12 protein-coding genes are annotated in these 19,217 nt (G+C 46.3%); 10 read left to right on the top strand and 2 right to left on the bottom strand.

Annotation, left to right across the window (positions count from 1 at the left end):
- Positions 1 to 541: 541 nt before the first annotated feature.
- A complete protein-coding gene (locus GWR21_RS17435) occupies positions 542 to 1,246 on the bottom strand; it encodes a response regulator transcription factor (protein ID WP_162332983.1) in 705 nt (234 codons plus the stop codon).
- 51 nt (positions 1,247 to 1,297) lie between these two features.
- Complete coding sequence (locus GWR21_RS17430) at positions 1,298 to 2,800, bottom strand: sensor histidine kinase (RefSeq protein ID WP_162332982.1); 1,503 nt, start codon at positions 2,798 to 2,800, stop codon at positions 1,298 to 1,300.
- Positions 2,801 to 3,157: 357 nt separating this feature from the next.
- Here GWR21_RS17430 and GWR21_RS17425 point away from each other — a divergent pair, with 357 nt between their 5' ends.
- The 10 genes from GWR21_RS17425 to GWR21_RS17380 all read left to right on the top strand — a co-directional run bounded on the left by GWR21_RS17425 (position 3,158) and on the right by GWR21_RS17380 (position 18,958).
- Positions 3,158 to 4,051, top strand: coding sequence for a hypothetical protein (locus tag GWR21_RS17425; RefSeq protein WP_238429846.1), 894 nt, complete (start codon positions 3,158 to 3,160; stop codon positions 4,049 to 4,051).
- Between the two features lie 812 nt (positions 4,052 to 4,863).
- Positions 4,864 to 5,115: a hypothetical protein gene (locus GWR21_RS17420; RefSeq protein WP_162332980.1), complete on the top strand. Its 252-nt coding sequence runs from the start codon at positions 4,864 to 4,866 to the stop codon at positions 5,113 to 5,115.
- A 205-nt stretch (positions 5,116 to 5,320) separates the two neighbouring features.
- Positions 5,321 to 5,896, top strand: a complete 576-nt coding sequence (locus GWR21_RS17415) for a c-type cytochrome (protein WP_238429844.1) — start codon at positions 5,321 to 5,323, stop codon at positions 5,894 to 5,896.
- Between the two features lie 43 nt (positions 5,897 to 5,939).
- Complete coding sequence (gene soxC / locus GWR21_RS17410) at positions 5,940 to 7,157, top strand: sulfite dehydrogenase (protein ID WP_162332979.1); 1,218 nt, start codon at positions 5,940 to 5,942, stop codon at positions 7,155 to 7,157.
- A 29-nt stretch (positions 7,158 to 7,186) separates the two neighbouring features.
- Positions 7,187 to 10,318, top strand: coding sequence for a SusC/RagA family TonB-linked outer membrane protein (locus tag GWR21_RS17405; protein ID WP_162332978.1), 3,132 nt, complete (start codon positions 7,187 to 7,189; stop codon positions 10,316 to 10,318).
- Positions 10,319 to 10,362: 44 nt separating this feature from the next.
- Positions 10,363 to 11,694 (top strand): RagB/SusD family nutrient uptake outer membrane protein, encoded by a 1,332-nt coding sequence (locus tag GWR21_RS17400; protein ID WP_202928957.1) that lies wholly within the window; start codon positions 10,363 to 10,365, stop codon positions 11,692 to 11,694.
- Between the two features lie 34 nt (positions 11,695 to 11,728).
- The gene (locus GWR21_RS17395) at positions 11,729 to 13,075 is read left to right on the top strand and encodes a DoxX family protein (protein WP_162332977.1); all 1,347 of its coding nucleotides are present in this window, start codon (positions 11,729 to 11,731) and stop codon (positions 13,073 to 13,075) included.
- A 10-nt stretch (positions 13,076 to 13,085) separates the two neighbouring features.
- Complete coding sequence (locus GWR21_RS17390) at positions 13,086 to 14,564, top strand: hypothetical protein (protein ID WP_162332976.1); 1,479 nt, start codon at positions 13,086 to 13,088, stop codon at positions 14,562 to 14,564.
- A 141-nt stretch (positions 14,565 to 14,705) separates the two neighbouring features.
- Positions 14,706 to 16,136, top strand: a complete 1,431-nt coding sequence (locus GWR21_RS17385; protein ID WP_162332975.1) for a phytoene desaturase family protein — start codon at positions 14,706 to 14,708, stop codon at positions 16,134 to 16,136.
- 236 nt (positions 16,137 to 16,372) lie between these two features.
- Positions 16,373 to 18,958, top strand: a complete 2,586-nt coding sequence (locus GWR21_RS17380; protein WP_162332974.1) for a fibronectin type III domain-containing protein — start codon at positions 16,373 to 16,375, stop codon at positions 18,956 to 18,958.
- Positions 18,959 to 19,217 lie beyond the last annotated feature (259 nt).

Genomic DNA, 19,217 nt, shown 5'->3' with positions numbered 1-19,217 from the left:
ATGAATTTATCTGCATATCCCATAATTGGAGAGACTGCTGTATATTTTCAACCTGTTAAGTGTAGATTTAGATAACAACAACAGTAACAATTAGTACTTTATTCAGCTTTATTATCATGCCGTCAATCGTTTTACATTACGTTATCATTGCGTGCATTACAGTTATGTTTATTTTAGTGAATAGATTCTACGGTCACAAGACAAGCGTCAACTGGAAGGAGAACAATGAGCAGCTCTAAGCGCCACGCATAAGGTAACCCCATCACATTTATGTTGATACTTTTGCACTGATACATCAGTATAAGGAGTCATGCACTTATGCGCTTCAGGCACAGAGCTTTGTATGCTATTTTTAAATAGTCTATGAAGTTGATGGACTATTATTGGAAAATAAAGGACACGGTTCTGGAACCGGCAGGATACCGCTTTGTAGAACCGGAAAAGATGTCCGTCCTCTTTCAATCTCTCTGAAAAATCAGAATTCCAGATCTATAGTAACCTTCCCTGTAGATTTCGGCGGACCAGCGATCCGCGGGCTGTTTTATTTTACATTGAATACAAATCCTATCCCGTACACGTTCTTGATGCTGATACCAGGGTTCTGCTGGAAATACTTCCTGAACCTGGAGATAAACACATCAAGGCTACGACCGACGAAGTAGTCATTAGAGCCCCATACCTTGGTAAGGATCTCCTCACGTTTGATAACGCGGTTGACATTATGGAAAAAGAGTACCAGCAGGTCACATTCCCTTGGTGTCAGTACGATTTCATCCCCTTGTTCAGTTACCAGTTTAAGAGAATCTACAAATAGCTGTGTATTACCTATTGTAATAACGTTCTTCGCTTTTACCACTTCCGGTGCGGCAGACGGTTGTTTACGTTTGATGATATTGCGGATACGGAGTACCAGTTCGTCAATATCAAAGGGCTTAATCACATAGTCATCAGCACCTATCTTCAATCCGTTCAGACGGTCTGTTTTTTCACCACGTGCAGTCAGGAACAGGAATGGTACCTGGTTATTGATCTTTACGACGTGTTCAGCCAGTTCAAAGCCGTTCATACCAGGCAGGTTAACATCGATCAGGAGAATGTGGTATAGTTCCGGTGCTCTCTTAAAATCTTCCAGCGCATCGCTGCCGCTTTGCTGCCAGTTTACTTCAAAATCCATCAGTTCCAGGTATTGCTTTACTACATTACCCAGATCTGCTTCATCTTCGACCAATAAAATTCGGTGTCTCATAGCTACAATTTTTTAGTTTGAAGCAGGCGACCTGTTTACATAAATAGTTCACTATTGTTTTTGAGGAATTACGATTACAAATGTACTTCCTTTTCCTACTTCGCTATCTACTTTCAGTTTCCACTTGTGTGCATCTATACATTGTTTCACATAATGCAGTCCAAGTCCCAGTCCCTTTGTGTTTTGTGTCAGGTCCTTCTGATACCTGTAGAATTTCTCAAAGATATGCTTAAGTGTTTCTTTTGACATCCCGATACCGCTGTCCATGATCGTGATATAGATATGCTCATCGTCTTCAGTGATCATGACCACCAGTTCTTTTACTGGCTGACCATTATATTTGACGGCATTATCCAGTATGTTCAGCAGTAGTGTGGTGAAATGGAAGTTATCCAGTTCCACTACAAGATCCGTATCAGCCTGCTTGAAATCTATCTGCAGGTTGGATGTCGAGAACTTGATACTGAAGTCTGTCAGGATCTCGCTAACCAGCATATTCAGGTGATGTGGCTTTTTCTGTACGAATAATTTATCGACAGTAGCAAGATCCAGTACCTGCCCGAATAATAGTTTCAGCCGGTGTGACTGCCGGTCAATGATTTCTGACAAAGAACGAATGGCCATCTTGTTATCCAGTATTTTTTCATTCTGGATATTCTTGTTAGCCACCATGATTGCTGACAATGGCGTATGAAATTCGTGCGTAATGTTATTGATAAAATCAGTTTTGACATCAGAAAGATGTTTCTGCTTTATCCAGTTGCGCATCGTGATGAAAAATAATATAATTATCGCAAACATTGATAAAAGAGACATTGTCAGCATAAGGCGCATCTGCCGGAATACCATCTCCCGGCGGTTGTAAGGCTCGGCGTGAAGATTGAAGGCCATGGCATAGGTATATGGTACCGGCGTGCTCACATTGAGTCCTAGTATCAGGCTGCGATCATCGGGCGCTTTGAGATTACCAAATATGCGGATACCATCTGACCATTGCAGGGAGTCATCTATCAATGCATATTTCTGACGGCTGTTATAGATATTGATATATCTCCTGTCGCCGAACATGATATCTATTTTGGTAATGCTGAGCGCATAACGAAGCGAGTCCGTAATATTGTTCCGCCGAAGGATGGCATGCAGCAAACTGTCAGCTTTTTCTTCTATGATCAGCTTATGAAATATGTCATTCAGCAATTGTTGTGAGCGTGTTTTGAACTGCGTGGTATCAGTTTGATAGAGTTGCTCTAAATTATGCAGCTGTGGCATCAGTATAGAGTCTACAAGTGCCTGCCCGCCCGGGAAAAGTTTATCATTTGTGATCGCCTTTGTATACTCCTCATTGATCTTGTTTTTCTTATCATAGTAGAAGCGGCGGTTGAGCAGATCGTAGGTATTATATACCAGGATGAACTGTACGAGCGCCAGGACTAGAAAGCAAATAACAGATGTAGTGATATAAATCTTAAAAGGATGCTTCATGGAAATATTCCTGAAGAACAAATATATCCTTTCGGATGGCAGTTTTAGCAAACTCCATATTTTTCTCATCATATTTAAATATCGGGAATTTAATTTTCGTTTACAATCTGTTTAAGATTGTTTACACTTCGTTTGCTTTCCATTTACAAGTTTTATGCACATGCTTTTTTAATTTCGACTAGTCGTTCATCCATTCTTAGAAACTAGTATCAACCAAACTGTTTAACTGTCACAACAAAGCGTCCCGGACCTTTGTGCTAATTACCACGAACACGTACTCAGCTATCTATTGAGAAAGTAACAAACTACAGGCCGTGCGTCCCTGTATGGCTTGTAGTCTGTTTCAACTATTGAAGATTTCATCACTTCATAAAACCCTTCTCAGACTCCATGAAAAAGAGCCCTCATTTAATCATTTTGTTGTGTCTTATGACCTCCACACTGTTGGTGGAAAGTTGCAAAAAAGACAATGCCCGTCCCCAGACAAGAAAACCTGTAACAGAAGAAGCAGCGGCAGAAATTCCGCCTGCGACCTGGCAGGAACACTGGTTTGAACACGTACAGCTGCTGAATCGTGTTTATTACAATGATCATATCGCTGTCTATTATGATAACGACATGCCCACAAATGTGACATGGCCTTACCGCCGTCTGGACAGTATATGGCGATACACAAAAAGGATCTACGGTGATTTTGGTACAGATAAACGCCTGTTCGTAATCCTGCATGAAAATAAGTATAGTGGAGGACATCCTTCAACTTATTTTGATGCCAGCCACGATTACCGCAATGTGATCGATGTTGGTCTCAACGGATCCTGGGCCGATAGTACCGGTCAGCCCCTGCATATTACGGCTCATGAAGTCGGCCATATCGTAGAAGGCGCTTCCAAAGGATTCCATAATTCGCCGGCATTCCCTTTATGGGGAGATAGCAAATGGATGGAGATCTATCAGTACGATGTCTATAAATCACTTGGCTGGACCACCATTGCCAATGCCTGGTACAATGACATGTGGAATAAGGTGGATAATTTCCCGGTTGCCAATACCCGTTGGTTCAGGAACTGGTTCTACCCTATTTACAGCCAGCACGGAGGCACTGCCACGCTGAATAAGTTCTTTACCCTGCTTGCCCAGTATTTTCCTAAAAACGGGACTAATTATGCCCGTAATATGAACTGGGGGGAATTCGTACATTTCTGGAGTGGCGCCGCCGGTGTCAATCTGAAAGCACAGGCCACGATCGCCTTCGGATGGCCCGCCAGCTGGGAGACGCAGTTCCAGCAGGCCCGCCAGACTTTCCCGAATATCGTGTACTAACCATATTTCACAGCACTGTTCCCGCTGATAAAAATAATAAACTGTAGCATCATTGCCTGTACCGGTCCCCTCCGGTGCAGGCTTTTTCATATTGCTCAGAACACGGTACCGTTGTTCGCATCAGTGCCCGATGCCGCCATGGACGCTGTTCTGATGCTGATCGATAATGCAATATTAGCGAGTATTTCGACATGGGTGTTAATAAAGTACACGGGCCGTCGGTGCCGCGTCACTAAGGGTTGATATCGCGTCACGAGCCTTCTTTATTTGATATATTTCAGGATCAGTCAGGGTAGGTTTCAGGTGGCTTTCACTTACGTTTCTCTTACGTTTTAAAACGTAAGAGAAACGTAAGTGAAAGCCACCTTGACCGATACTTGAACATACCTCGGCAACAATCAACTTACATATGTCCAGGAAGGGGTATTTGTATTTGATTTCCAGTGTTTTATATTATTTTCTGTTCCCACGGTGTGCCCTTTTTCCATAGGATGCCCCATCCGGCATTAGGAGTTGGGGAGTATTATTCCACAACGGCCTGTTGAGAACATACTGGCAGATATTTTGTTCTATTCAGTATGTCAGCTTTTAACTAACCCATTAAAAATGTGAGATATGAAGAGGTATTCAAACAGGGGTAAAGAGACAGTGACAGGAAGAGCTAAGGAAGCAAAAGCAGATAGTTCATCGAACAGTGACAATCGTTACTCCCCCCAGGCCGTCAGCAGCCAATAGTAATATATCAACAGATTCTCTCCCGGCTTTATCTGCTACGGAATATCCCGTAGTAACACTCCCTTTAATTGTTTGTTATGGAAAGGCGTACAATTACAGTTTATATCGATGGAAGATCATATCAGCTTGCCATTACGGTGGATGAAGTAGCGCAGGAAACTACCTACGAAGTCATCACCAGCGGCAATATACTCAGAGACTTTATGCCGGAAGCAATCGACTGGCAGGAAGATCGTATGATCACCGCAGAAGAACGCGTCAGGACTATTGAAAGTGAACAGATCGCCCGCATTATCTGGACAGATATCCTGGATATGATGGAACATTGATATTATTACTCTCCATATCCTACTAAAACGAGCAAAAAATACCGTTTAAATAAAAGTCTACATAAATAGTAGACTTTTAAATTTCTACTGTATATATTTGCACCAGATTATTATTGTGCTCCCACCAAGAGACTAAATGCAGTAGCTTCAATGGCTACACTCTGCGCATTGTAATCAACCAAATTATCCAAGTCTCAATTATCTGATGTTTAAGCTACGAATGCCTTATTGGGCCTGCGTTGCGGGTATTGCTATGATCTCATGTGAACGTGACAGTAAGTCTGTACCGGTCCATTTCGGTTACGGTCGGGCTGCTACTAACCAGGAGATCGCAGCTAAAGCAATAGCTGTTCGTCCCGATGGAACGGGACTGCCAGCAGGGCAGGGAACTGTACAGGAAGGGGCTGCTGTATATGCCGCAAAATGTGCGGCCTGTCACGGTGTGACAGGTGTTGAAGGACCATTCAATATACTGGTCGCACCTGATAGTGCGAATGCTGTTCCCTTCGACCGTGCGCCGCAGCGTATCAGGGCCATCGGCAACTACTGGCCTTATGCCACTACTGTATTCGATTACGTACGTCGGGCGATGCCATTTAATGCGCCGGGCTCATTATCAGATAACGAAGTCTATGGCGTCACAGCCTGGCTGCTGTATGCCAACAAACTGATCGACACTGCCACTGTCATTAACGCGAAAACCTTACCGGGGATAGTCATGCCGGCAAGAAAATACTATGTCACAGACAGCAGAAAAGGCGGAGACGGACCATATGAATAAACATATGCGTCGCATAAAACTGTAATTCATAATTGAACTTAATATGAGCCAAAAGATGACGCGTCGTCGCCTTTTGCTCGGAGGTGCTGCCACAGCTGCTGTGGTAATGGTAAAGTCATCCTTCGGCAAAATGGTGCAGACTGGTATTCCCCAAGCTGCTACGGACCCTACCAAAATAACAGGTCCACTGCCCGGCCCACTGGGTACAAGATCTCCATTTGAACAGCCGGTCAGAAAAGCTTCCCTCACTTCTTCTCAAACGCCGCTGCAGGACCTGTACGGTATTATCACTCCGTCTGACCTTCATTTTGAACGGCATCATGCAGGCGTGCCGGCTATTGATCCCCATACCTATGAGCTGACCATACACGGTTTGGTAGACCGTCCTACTGTCTTCTCCCTCTCCGATCTCAAACGTTTTCCTGCTGTTTCAAGGATCTGTTTCATAGAATGCTCAGGTAATTTCAGAAAGCCGGATAGGGAGGCAGTTACGCCCCAGGATATCTGCGGACTCACCAGCCAAAGCGAATGGACCGGTGTTATGTTATCTACGCTCTTCCGTGAAGTGGGTGTTAAACCTAACGCTTCCTGGTTTCTCGCAGAAGGATCAGACGCGGCTGCCATGACGCGTAGCATCCCCGTTAGCAAAGGTTGGGATGACGCTATGATCGTTTATGCACAAAATGGGGAAGCCATTCGCCCACAACAGGGTTACCCGGCACGGCTGCTCCTGCCTGGCTGGGAAGGTAATACCAGTATCAAGTGGCTGCGTCGTATTGAACTGTCCGACGCACCTTTCATGACAAGAGAAGAAACATCAAAATATACGGAACCTGTAAAGGATGGAAAGATCCGTCAGTTCAGTTTTACCATGGATGCACGCTCCATCATCACCTATCCCTCTTACCCTGTACAGTTGCAGAAAGGATGGGTAGAGATCAGAGGCATCGCCTGGAGTGGACGCGGAAAAATAGCGGGAGTGGAATTAAGCACCGATGCTGGCAAAACCTGGAATGCCGCGCGCTTACAGGAGCCTGTACTCGATAAGGCACATACTTATTTCAGATACCTATGGCAATGGAATGGCGATACAACCGAGATCATGAGCCGCGCCACTGACGAAACAGGCTACACACAACCTACATTGAAAGAACTGATCGCTGCCCGTGGCATTGGTACAGGATATCATCTGAACCCCATTACCGCATGGCTGGTACAACGGGGCGGAGAAGTTGTATACAGACCGGAAAAATGGCAATAGAATATTCAGCATAAAAACCAATCAGCAATATGTCGATCTTTGATTACGGACAATATCCTGTCATGCGCAGGCTTACTAAAAACGCGGGTTTCCTGCTGATACCTGCTGTATTACACAGCGCCGGTGTACTCGGTGCGGCATCTCTCTCAACCACATCACCAGCATGGACGAACAGACGCCTGGCAGAGATCCCCGTGAAAGGAAAAGTGACGGATAGCAATGGCCAGCAACTGCCTGGTGTAAGTGTGGTCGTAAAAGGCTCCAAACGTGGTGCGCTTACCCGCATAGATGGTTCATTTGAACTGAACGCGCCAGCAGACGCCGTACTTATTTTTACTTACCTCGGATATAAATCAAAGGAAGTAAAAGTCGGCAGCAGTGCACATATCAGCATACAACTGGAGTCAGATGATAAAAAACTCAGTGAAGTAGTGATCGTGGGATATGGTACACAGGAACGTCGTAACCTTACCAGTGCTGTATCAACCATCAATACCTCTGAAACAAGGAATGTTCCTGTGGCGGGCTTTGACGCTCAACTACAGGGCAAAGCTGCCGGTTTGCAGATCAATTCCAATACCGGCGTACCTGGTGATGGTGTGTTTGTACGTGTACGTGGTACTACTTCTATCAACGCAGGCAATGACCCGCTGTACGTAGTAGATGGCGTGTTTGTCAATAATACCAGTTTACAATCTGTCAGCACCGGCGGCCGTGCCACCTCTCCTATTGCGGACATCAACCCTGGTGACATCGCCAGCATAGAAGTACTCAAAGACGCAAGTGCCACCGCTATCTATGGTTCCCGTGGTGCAAACGGTGTAGTGATCGTTACCACCAAACGTGGTAACTATGCGCAGAAGACAAAGGTTAATGTAAACGTGTCACACGGTCTTGCAAAAGCGCCTAAACGCTGGGATCTGACCACTGGTCCCGAACATGCTACCCTGGTCAATGAGTTCTGGATCAATACTGGTATAGATAACCCCGCATCCAATCAGAATTTTGCTAACAGACCTTTCCGTCCGGTAGCAGCAGGTGGGCGTGGACTGCCGGAAGAACAAAAGACCTACGACAGACTGGCCGAATTATTTCGTACAGGGCAACTGGCGAACTATGATCTTTCGCTGAATGGTGGTGCTGATAAAACTAAATTCTATATAGGCGCCGGCTACACAAAACAGGAGGCTAATATCCGCCCTGTCTTTTTCGAAAGAGCCAGTCTGAAACTCAACATTGATCATAAGATCAATGATCGTATACAGGTAGGTGTCAGCAACGGTATTACCCGTTCCCTCCGTAATCAGGCGCGCGCCGGTGATGGGCCGCAGGGAGGCCTGCTGCAATCAGCCCTGCATACGCCTACTTATCTGCCTGAAACCAACGCTGATGGTACACCTGCCCGCTGGGCCGGTTTTGACAACCTGCAGGTACTGCTGAACAACTATGACGTGCAGACAGTCAGCCTGCGCTACATCGGTAACCTGTATGCGGAAGCAGAGATCTTGCCCGATCTGAAATTCCGTACCAGCTGGAGCGTGGATTATAACAACTATGATGAATCAGAATACTGGAATGATAAAACACAGCTGGGAGCGGCGCCTACCTACGGACTGGCGACGTCTTCCATCACACAGAACAGTACCTGGATCAACGAACAGACATTGTCCTACCGTAAGAAACTCGGCCGCGGACATACGTTCGGCGCATTGGTCGGTAATACCGTGCAGGAGAATACCCTGAAGCGCACATTCGCCCAGGGTACAGGTTTCCCCAATAACGCTTATACAGATATCTCTTCTGCCTCTACCCGTACCTCCGGGCAAACCTGGACGCAGGGAACGCTGGCCTCTTTCTTTTCCCGTCTGGATTACAATTACGACAGCAAATATTTCGTGGAGTTTAGTTTACGTGCCGATGGCTCATCACGCTTTGGAACTAATCACCGCTGGGGATACTTTCCTGCAGTAGGTGCCGCCTGGCGCCTGAAACAGGAGCAGTTCCTGAAAGATATCAGTTTTATCAGCGACCTGAAGTTAAGAGCCAGCTATGGCGTAACAGGTAACCAGAGCGGTCTCAATGACTTTGCTGCCCGTGGACTGTGGACAGGTGCCAGCGGTTACCCCGATAGTGAAACTGGTGGAGATAAACCTGCAACAGCGCCTTTGCAGCTGTCCAACCCTGACTTGCGCTGGGAGAAAACAGAACAGGCTAACCTGGGGCTGGATGCTGCTTTCTTTGATGGCCGTCTCGCAGTAGAACTCAACGTCTATTCGAAGAAGACTTCCGATGTGTTACTACAACTGCCCGTGCCGTCAAATACAGGTTACAGCACGTATTATTCCAATGCCGGAGAGATCAGCAATAAAGGGTATGAGGTGTCGATCCGTTCTGAAAATGTCAAACGCGGAGATTTCACCTGGAATACATCCTTCAGTATTTCCGGAAACAGGAACCGTGTAGCGCAACTGCCCGTGCCTATTACCCAGTACAACCGCGACTGGATCAGGATGCAGCAGGGATATTCCATGTATTCATTCTGGATGTATAAACAAAAGTCTGTAGATCCGAAGACAGGGAATGCCATCTTTGAAGATGTGAATGGTGATGGTAGTATCACGGTTGCCGACAGGCAGATCGTAGGAAATGCGCTGCCCAGATTCTTTGGTGGGATCAACAACAGCTTCTCCTGGAAATCATTTGATGCATCCATACAGTTCAATTACCAGTATGGTAATAAGGTGTTAAACCTGAACCGCTTTTTCGGCGAAGGTGGTGGTACCCGCGACGCGAACAGGGTATTGTTCGCCAGTCAGCTGAAGCGCTGGCAGAAAGAAGGTGATGTGACAGATGTACCAAGACTCACCAAAGTAGGTAACAACTATACCCTTGAACAGAACAGCCGCTTTATTGAAAATGGTTCCTTCCTGCGCTTACAGGCACTGACACTGGGATATACGTTGCCTAAAGCACTGACAAGCCGCTGGCATATTGATGTGCTGCGTGTCTACTTTGCTGGTAACAATCTCTGGCTGTTAACCAAATATACAGGTCCGGATCCCGAAGCGAATGTGACCGCCGCACAGACGGTACAGGGTATTGACCTCGGTACACCTCCGCAATCGCGCACATTACAATTTGGGGTGAACGTGACACTGTAATGCAAACAGGAATTAGAAATTACTCATTAATAATGTAAGAAATCATGAAATTATATATCCGCATATTGCCACTTCTGTTATTGCTGACGGCATGCAGGGACTTCCTGGATGTGGAACCCAAAGATGCTGTATCAGATGAGACGACCATCGTAGATAAGACCTCTGCCCAGACGGCCGTTCGCGGTATCTACAGGCAACTGGGAGACGATGATTATTACGGTGCCTTATTCCAGACTATCGGTTATCTATCCGGTGATAATATTCAGTGGACCGGCTCCCAGTCTGTTATCCAGCAGTTTATTTCTCATGCGGTCAAAGCGGATAATACGAATGTCGCCACCGTATGGACTGGTATTTATTCTACTGTCAACAGGGCCAATCAGGTGATTGATAAACTACCAGCCGTAACAGATGCCTCCCTGACCGCAGATGAAAGAAATACCTTACTGGGAGAAGCCTACTTTGTACGCGCACTGGCCTACTTTGATCTGGCCCGCACCTGGGGCGGTGTGCAGCTGGTGATAAAAGCCACCTCAAATATCAACGACACCAAAGGATTGAAGCGTAGTACGCTGGAACAGACCTATGGGCAGGTACTGAAAGATCTGCACGCAGCGGAGCCACTCCTGCCAGAGACAACGAACAGGTATCGTGCTACCCGTAAAACAGTATGGGCATTACTGGCCCGTTTTTACCTGTATCAGGGTGATTGGGCGCAGGCCGAGGAATATAGTTCCAGGTTGATAGGAGACGCGAAATATCAGCTTATAAAGCCCTATAGTGCGTTTTTTGCAAATAACGTAGTGGCGACCAATGAATCCATCTTCGAAATAAACTATAGTGCCAACAATACGAGTGCACACCGTGGCTACTGGCAGCCACCTGCCAATAATGGTACGCGCCAGTGGGCGCCCAGCGACGCGTTCATCGCGCTGGTCAATGATCCGGCTATTGGCGGTAACCGTAACAGCGCAGTTGCCGTTACCAATCAGGGCCTCTGGTACGGTAACTTCTATTATCGTAGTCCGGCTACCGACCCTGCCTACGTCCTGCGTATCGCGGAGCAATATCTCATCCGTGCAGAAGCGCGGGCACAACTGCGTAACCTGGAAGGCGCACTGCTTGACCTTGATGCTGTACGTGACAGAGCAGGATTGCCCGCCAGCACAGCGACTTCGCAGGCGGATATCCTGCTGGCCATTGAGCATGAGCGCAGGTTGGAATTTGCTTTTGAACCACACCGCTGGTATGACCTGGTAAGAACAGACAGAGCGGCCGCTGTACTGGGTGTGACGGATGTACGGAAATATGTGATGCCGATACCAGCCATTGAACTGAATGCTGATAATGCCCTGGAGCCTAATCCGGGTTACTAAACGCTAACCAATCCTTTACTATAAACCTGCAGGTATGACACATCCCGCAAACTTATTGCCACCGCAAACGTGGAAAGCGTCCTGGAAGGTGCTTTTCCGTTTTGTATTCATCTATTTTATTATTCAGTGCGTCCCGCTGGATATCCGCTATTTCGTCGGCCTTTTCCATATTCACTGGCTAGAACTGAGCTTCCGGGATATCTTTTATCTGACGCGTTATTCACCAAAGTTCGTATCTGGGAATGCCCCCTTCAACAGCTTTGCGGACTGGGGCATCGCGGCATTCATCGCGTTGACAGGTACGCTTGTCTGGACGTATTTTGATAAGGCACGGCAGCAGTATAATCAGCTGTACTATTGGCTACGCGTGATAGTCAGATACAGACTTGCTATCGGTGTGATTGCCTACGGGTTGCTGAAACTGTTCCCGCAGCAGCTGCCCTACCCGAGTATAAGTCAGCTGAATACACAATACGGGGACCTATCAGCCTGGAAGATCTTTGCTATGAGCACCGGTGTGGTACCATCTATGGAAGCCTTTCTGGGACTGGTGGAGACTGTCGCGGGCCTTTTGTTGCTCAACAGAAGAACAGCGACTATTGGCGCCGGCGTGATAATCACTTTTACGGGCAATGTATTCATGTCTAACCTGGCTTATGAAGGTGGGGAATATGTATATAGCTTCTATCTGGTAGTGCTTGCATTGTTCCTGTTATCTTATGATATCATCCGTATTATCAGTTTGCTGACATTGGAACAACCCACAGCGCCAAACACGGTGCGTCCTTATCTGCCACAACCCTGGCACCGGGGACTGAAGTTCGCGCTAAAGACCCTGTTCATCTTTTTCTTCGTGGGATTGTACGGATATAAGACATATGCGAGCTATAGGAACGCAGGGTACCAATATCCAAAGACACCAGGGCTGGAGCATGCAGCAGGTATTTACAATGTTAGCACTTTCCGGATCAATAACCAGGAGATTCCTTATTCACTGACCGATTCTGTACGCTGGAAAGACGTTGTATTTGAACGCTGGGCGACGCTGAGCATCCGTTCCAACCGGTACGTACATCCCGACCTGGCTGATACAGAAGAGATCTATACGAATGATGCTGACAAAAACTATGAACTGGCCGGTTCCGTGAGCAGGCATTATTACAGCTATGGTATCGATACTGGTCGGCAAATAATATTTCTGCAAAATAAGAACAGACATCATCAGCGGGAAAAACTGGTATTGCATTATATAAGGCCTGACAGTAGCCGCATTATCCTTTCGGGTACCAATGAAAAGCAGGACTCCGTTTATGCCGTGCTGGACAAGATCGATAAAAAATATCCACTGATTGAAGGTCGTCGTAAACCGCTTAAACTCTAAAATCAACGTTATGTCAGATATAACTCATTCAGCACCTGCCACGCAGGATACATCTGCGACAGTCCACACGACAGCAACAGCCATTACACCTGTAAAACCCTGGAAAGGGTATCAGCGTATTGCGTTCCGTATTGCGTTTGTATTCTTTATCATCATGTGTATTCCTACCAGCTGGAACTGGTATACGCACCTGTTTACAATGGACTGGCTCCACCTGAAATATCGTGATGTGTATGACATCGCCCGCTTTCAGCCTAACCTGTGGAATATTGAGTCAGAAAGCGGTCGCTGGGGTATTGCCAGTTATGCCAGCTGGCTGGCGGCATTGGGTATTGCGGTGATCGGTGCAGCTATATGGACGCTGTTTGATCGGCGGAAGGAGTATAATGTCCTTTATTACTGGTTACGTGTGATCGTACGTTACCGCGCCGGCATTGGTATTATTGGCTTTGGATATACAAAGCTGTTTCCTGTACAGATGCCCTATCCTTCTATTTCTAATCTGCATACCAACTTCGGCGACTTCACTGCTCAGAAGATCTACTGGTTGTCTATTGGAATTGTGCCCTGGTACCAGGTATTTGCAGGTATAGTGGAGGTACTGGCAGGGGTGTTACTCTTCTTTCGGGGAACAGCAGCCATCGGTGCGGTGCTGCTGGCAGGCGCATTGGCTAATATTACGTTTGTGAACTTTGCGTATGATGGTGGAGTGCATGTTTACAGTGCTTACTTTGTACTACTTGGATTGTTTGTACTGGCGTATGATATCCCTGGTATTTATCGCCTGCTGGTACTGGAAAAGTATACGGTACCAGTGCATTATTATCCATCCTTTAAAGAGAAGTGGCAGCAATACACGCGTTATGGACTGAAGAGCGGCGCGATCATACTTTTTGTGCTGATACTCTTTTATCTGCAGATGTGGAACTACCTGTATGATCCATATAAGCAGCCTGTTACCAAAGGACTTGCCGATACCCAAGGCTACTATAATGTCACAGCGTTCAGGCTTAATAATAAAGTAATTCCGTATTCACCACTAGACACTGTACGCTGGCAGCATGTTACTTTTGAGAAATGGTCTTCGCTGACTTACCAGGTCAATAAACCGGTATGGCTTGACCTGAGTAATGGCGGAGGCTCTCCTAAGAATGACGTTGACCGTAACTTTGAACTGGCAGGCGTAGCGGGTGGGCGCAGGTTCTTCTTCTATGAAGCAGATACGGTTAAACAGGAGCTGGTATTGCGTGATAAGAACAGGAGCGCGGTAAACCAGGGGAGAGAACGTCAGCGCCGTAATGCTACTGACCGGCCAAATACCAGCAAAAAGAAAGATCCGCTATTTGTGCTGCATTATGAGAAGACTGGTCCCCGCCGGATCATTCTTTATGGATTGAACGAAAATAAAGATTCCATTTACGTAATTTTGGATAAGGTGGATAAACAGTATCTGTTATCGCCTGGTAACATTTCAGCAGGACAGTATTAAATAATTAGGAATTGGGAACTGGATAGTCAGCTATGCAGATATGTCTTATAACACATCTGAATATTATGGTCAGGTAGCAGGAAGCGACAGTAGTATTCTTATTCCTAACTCCTGATTCCCAATTCACAATTCCTGATTTTTATGAAGACTTCATACGACGCAATAGTGATCGGTTCCGGACCAAACGGCTTAGCTGCGGCTATCGCCATGCAGCAACAGGGTTTATCCGTATTACTGATAGAAGGACGTAATGAAATAGGTGGAGGATTGCGTTCCAAACAATTAACCCTGCCTGGTTTTACACATGATATCTGTTCTGCTATTCACCCGATGGCGGTAACGTCTCCATTCTTCAGTCAGTTACCACTGGAAAAGTTCGGGCTTTCTTATCTCTATCCCGTAGCGGATGCTGCGCATCCATTTGACGATGGTACCGCGGCTGTTTTATACGCTTCTTTAGAGAAGACCGCCGCGCAGTTGGGCGATGACAGACATGCTTATGAACAGTTGATCCAATCCTTACTCAGAGATTTTAAAGGACTTTCAGAAGATATACTCGGACCCCTGCAGTTCCCGAAACATCCGTTGACGATGGCGAAGTTCGGGTTAAAGGCATTGCCATCAGCCATGCAACTTGCAAAGCGTTTTAAGACCAGAGAAGCGAGAGGACTATTTGGCGGCGTAGCCGCACATGCTATACAGCCATTGACCAATATTGCCACCGCAGCCATCGGCCTGGTACTCATGCTGAACAGCCATGCCGGTGGATGGCCTGCTCCAAAGGGAGGCGCACAGTCGCTGGCAAATGCCTTAGCCGGATACTTTACCTCATTGGGAGGAGAGATCGTAACAGGCACCTTTGTAAAGGCATTAAAGGAATTGCCCGAATCAAAGGCGGTATTGCTGGATGTAACCCCTAAACAGTTATTACAGATAGCGGGTGAGCGCTTTACTTCGTTTTACAGATGGCAGTTGCAACGTTACCGCTATGGCATGGGGGTATTTAAGGTGGACTGGGCACTGGATGGACCGGTACCATTTACTGCGGAAGGTTGCAGACAAGCCGGTACCATTCACCTGGGTAATACGATCGAAGAGATCGCTGCCAATGAACAACGTACTGCTGATGGTCATCATCCGGAACAACCCTATACCCTGTTTGTACAACACAGTATTTTTGATGATAGTCGTGCTCCGGCAGGTAAACATACTGCCTGGGGATATTGTCATGTGCCCAGTGGCTCTACGAAAGATATGACTGCCGCCATAGAAGATCAGGTGGAACGTTTTGCACCGGGTTTCAAAGACCTCATTATCGGGCGCCATGTCATGAACACGGCTGATGTCGAAGCATATAACCCTAACTATATAGGTGGAGATATCAATGGTGGCATATTGGATATTACACAACTGTATACGCGCCCTGCTATGCGATGGTCTCCCTATACCACGCCCGCTAAAGGTATTTATGTATGTTCTTCCTCAACCCCTCCCGGAGGAGGCATCCACGGCATGTGTGGCTACCACGCAGCAAAGAAGGCCCTGAAAGATGTATTTGGAATACGGATTTAATTGCCGGTTTAATATTCGTTAACATTCTGTTTGAAATCTGTTGACAGCTTTACAGCTGTTTATATACGATATTGGTATGATCGTATCGTATTTGTGTTAGCCGTTTCGTGAGCACTCTATATCATCCACATCAACCAAACACACATCCACTTTGAGAAATTTTATGTCAACCTATGGTCTTAAAAAATCAGGCACAAGCATGTATTAATTAATAAACCTTTAAATGAGCAACTACTATGCGTAATTTTACAAAGTTATCTTTGTATGCAGCATTGCTATGCGGTGCAGTGCCGGCAATGGCACAGACGGATATCACATCCGGCGCCGGTCTACTGACAGCACAGTATGGAAATAACAACGCTTCAGAAAACTACCCTAAGTTGACAGATAATAATGTCAACACCAAGTATTACACTGACCACACAACGATGTGGGTGCAATTTGAAGCAGCACGATCTGCTGTTGTCGCCCAGTACTCTCTTACATCAGCGAATGACTATGCTGACAGAGACCCTAAGAACTGGACACTACAGGCATCTAACGATGGCAGAACATGGACTACGCTGAATACACAAACGAACCAGACATTCGCCAGCCGTTATCTGACAAAAACGTATTCCTTTACCAACACAACCTCTTATCTTTATTACAGACTGAATGTAACGGCCAATAATGGCGCTGGTGCTATTCAGCTGGCAGAATGGGACTTACAGGGAACCTATGCGGGTCCTGCTTCCGGCCCTTCTAATGTAACCGCTACCGCACTATCAGGTTACAAAGCAAGTATTACCTGGTCTGATAACGCGACCAACGAAACCGGCTACCGTATTGAAAGCTCACTCGATGCGAAGACCTTTCTGACGCGTGCTACTGTAGGAGCGAACGTAACCAGCTATACGGATTCTTCATTAAGTGCAGCCACTAACTTCATTTATCGTGTAAGAGCGGTAAATGCCGCGGGTGTATCTGCCGCAGATACTTCTGATGTGATCAAAACGGCAGCAGCACCTTCCGGATTTGATATCACTAACTACGCAAACGCACGTTTCAGTGATGTATATAACACGACTGGTGCCGAAGGATTAGCAAAGGCATTTGATAACAGCCCTTATACTAAATACCTTACCTTTAATCCAACCACGTCTATCGGTTATTCCCTGACGGGTGGCGCTGTTGCTACGCAATACAGCATTACATCCGCGAATGATGCATCTGAGCGCGATCCGAAAAACTGGACAGTACAGGGCTCTAATGACAGCACGAACTGGACCACCTTACAGACGCAAACCAATCAGTTGTTTACCATGAGGTATAAAAAACGAACGTATGTATTTGCCAATACAACTTCGTATAAATATTACCGTGTGAACATTACTGCGAATAATGGTTCTTCTATCACTCAACTCGCAGAACTGGAAATAGTGGGTACTGGTAGCGGTACACTGAATACCGGCGTCCCTGCAGCACCTACTGGTCTGACCACACAGGCGGTTTCCAGTAACCAGATCGTGATTGACTGGACAGATAATGCTTCTACAGAAACGAGCTATCGACTGGAAAGAACGACAGATACAGCGAACTGGAATACAGCGTTTGAATTACCTGTGAATACAACGCATTTCTATTCGCTGAACCTCTCTCCGCTGACCAAATATTACTATCGCCTCAGGGCAGAGAATGCCAACGGTGCTTCTGCATGGGTAACAGCTAATAATACCACACTTACAGCAACACCAAGGAACCCCTGGCAGGAACATTGGTTCAGTCACGTGGAACCGTTGACCCTGAACTATTCCAACAGTAGTGTGAACATCTATTTTGATGCAGCGGTTAGTCCGACCATCAACTGGATGAACCAGGACTTCACTAATGTATGGGAATATGTGAAACAGAACTATGGTTCTTTCAGCGATCCTAAACTGAACATGGTATTTCATAGTAAACCAGGTTATTCCGGTGGTCACGCGGCTGCTGTATTTGATGCTGATCATGATTATATGAATGCGTGTGATCTGGGTGGTGAATGGACTGCCAGAGAAGGCTGGAACCTGCATGCGTCTATTCACGAAGTAGGTCATATCGTGGAAGGTGGTAGCAAAGGCGTACACAAATCGCCATCTTTCCCGATCTGGGGTGACAGCAAATGGTGTGAAATATTCATCTATGACGTTATGAAGCGTTTAGGTTGGGCCGCAGATGCACAACAGGCCTATAATGATTTCGTGGTAAAAGCAGAAAGTTATCCTAATCCGGATACCTACTGGTTCCGTGACTGGTTTATGCCGATCTATGAGAGAGGCGATTCCAGTGCCGCATTAAACCGTTATTTCGACCTGTTAGCGGAGTATTTCCCTCAGCACAATGGAGATTATACCCGCGACCTGAATCTGGGCGAATTTGTCCACTTCTGGAGTGGCGCGGCACAATTCAGTCTGGAATACCAGGCAGATACTGCCTTCGGTTGGTCTAAAGAACTCGAAATGCAGTTCAAACAGGCACAGATCGACTTTCCATTCACTTATCCACAGCCATTCAATGCTGCCAGGGTCGCAGCATTACCAGAGAAGAAGGCGGCAGTATTGAATATCTGGCCTAATCCTGCCAGCAATACCCTGAACCTGTCTCTGCCGGAAGCTGCAAAAACATATGCTGTTGATATCTATAACATCGCTGGTGTGAAAAGACTGTCTCAGCGTGTGAAAGGCAACTACAGCCACCTGAATATCTCAGGACTGGCGGATGGGGTATACATTGTTACGGTAACTGACAATAAGCAGATCATCCACAGACAGAAAATAGTGGTAAGTAACACGACCCGCTAATAGAACTGTTATAAGAATAATGGTCAGACGACGGTCGTCGTGAGTAAAAGCCGGTGTATCAAGGTATTTTTGATACACCGGCTTTTTTTTGTACCCGGATGGTACTAATGTTCTCCCCGTACGACATCATTGGAAACCTACAGAAAGGATCCACGTTAGCTGCTTCAATATAGATGCAATCGATTGTTTTAATGAATTGATGGCGTAATAGATTATCCTATAGCGAATTATCTTTTTTCATTTTCCCTTAAAAAAACCA

It is taken from the genome of Chitinophaga agri (assembly GCF_010093065.1).
Lineage (GTDB): Bacteria > Bacteroidota > Bacteroidia > Chitinophagales > Chitinophagaceae > Chitinophaga > Chitinophaga agri.
Note: the sequence above shows the minus strand (reverse complement) of the source record. Positions and strands in the feature narration are given on the sequence as shown.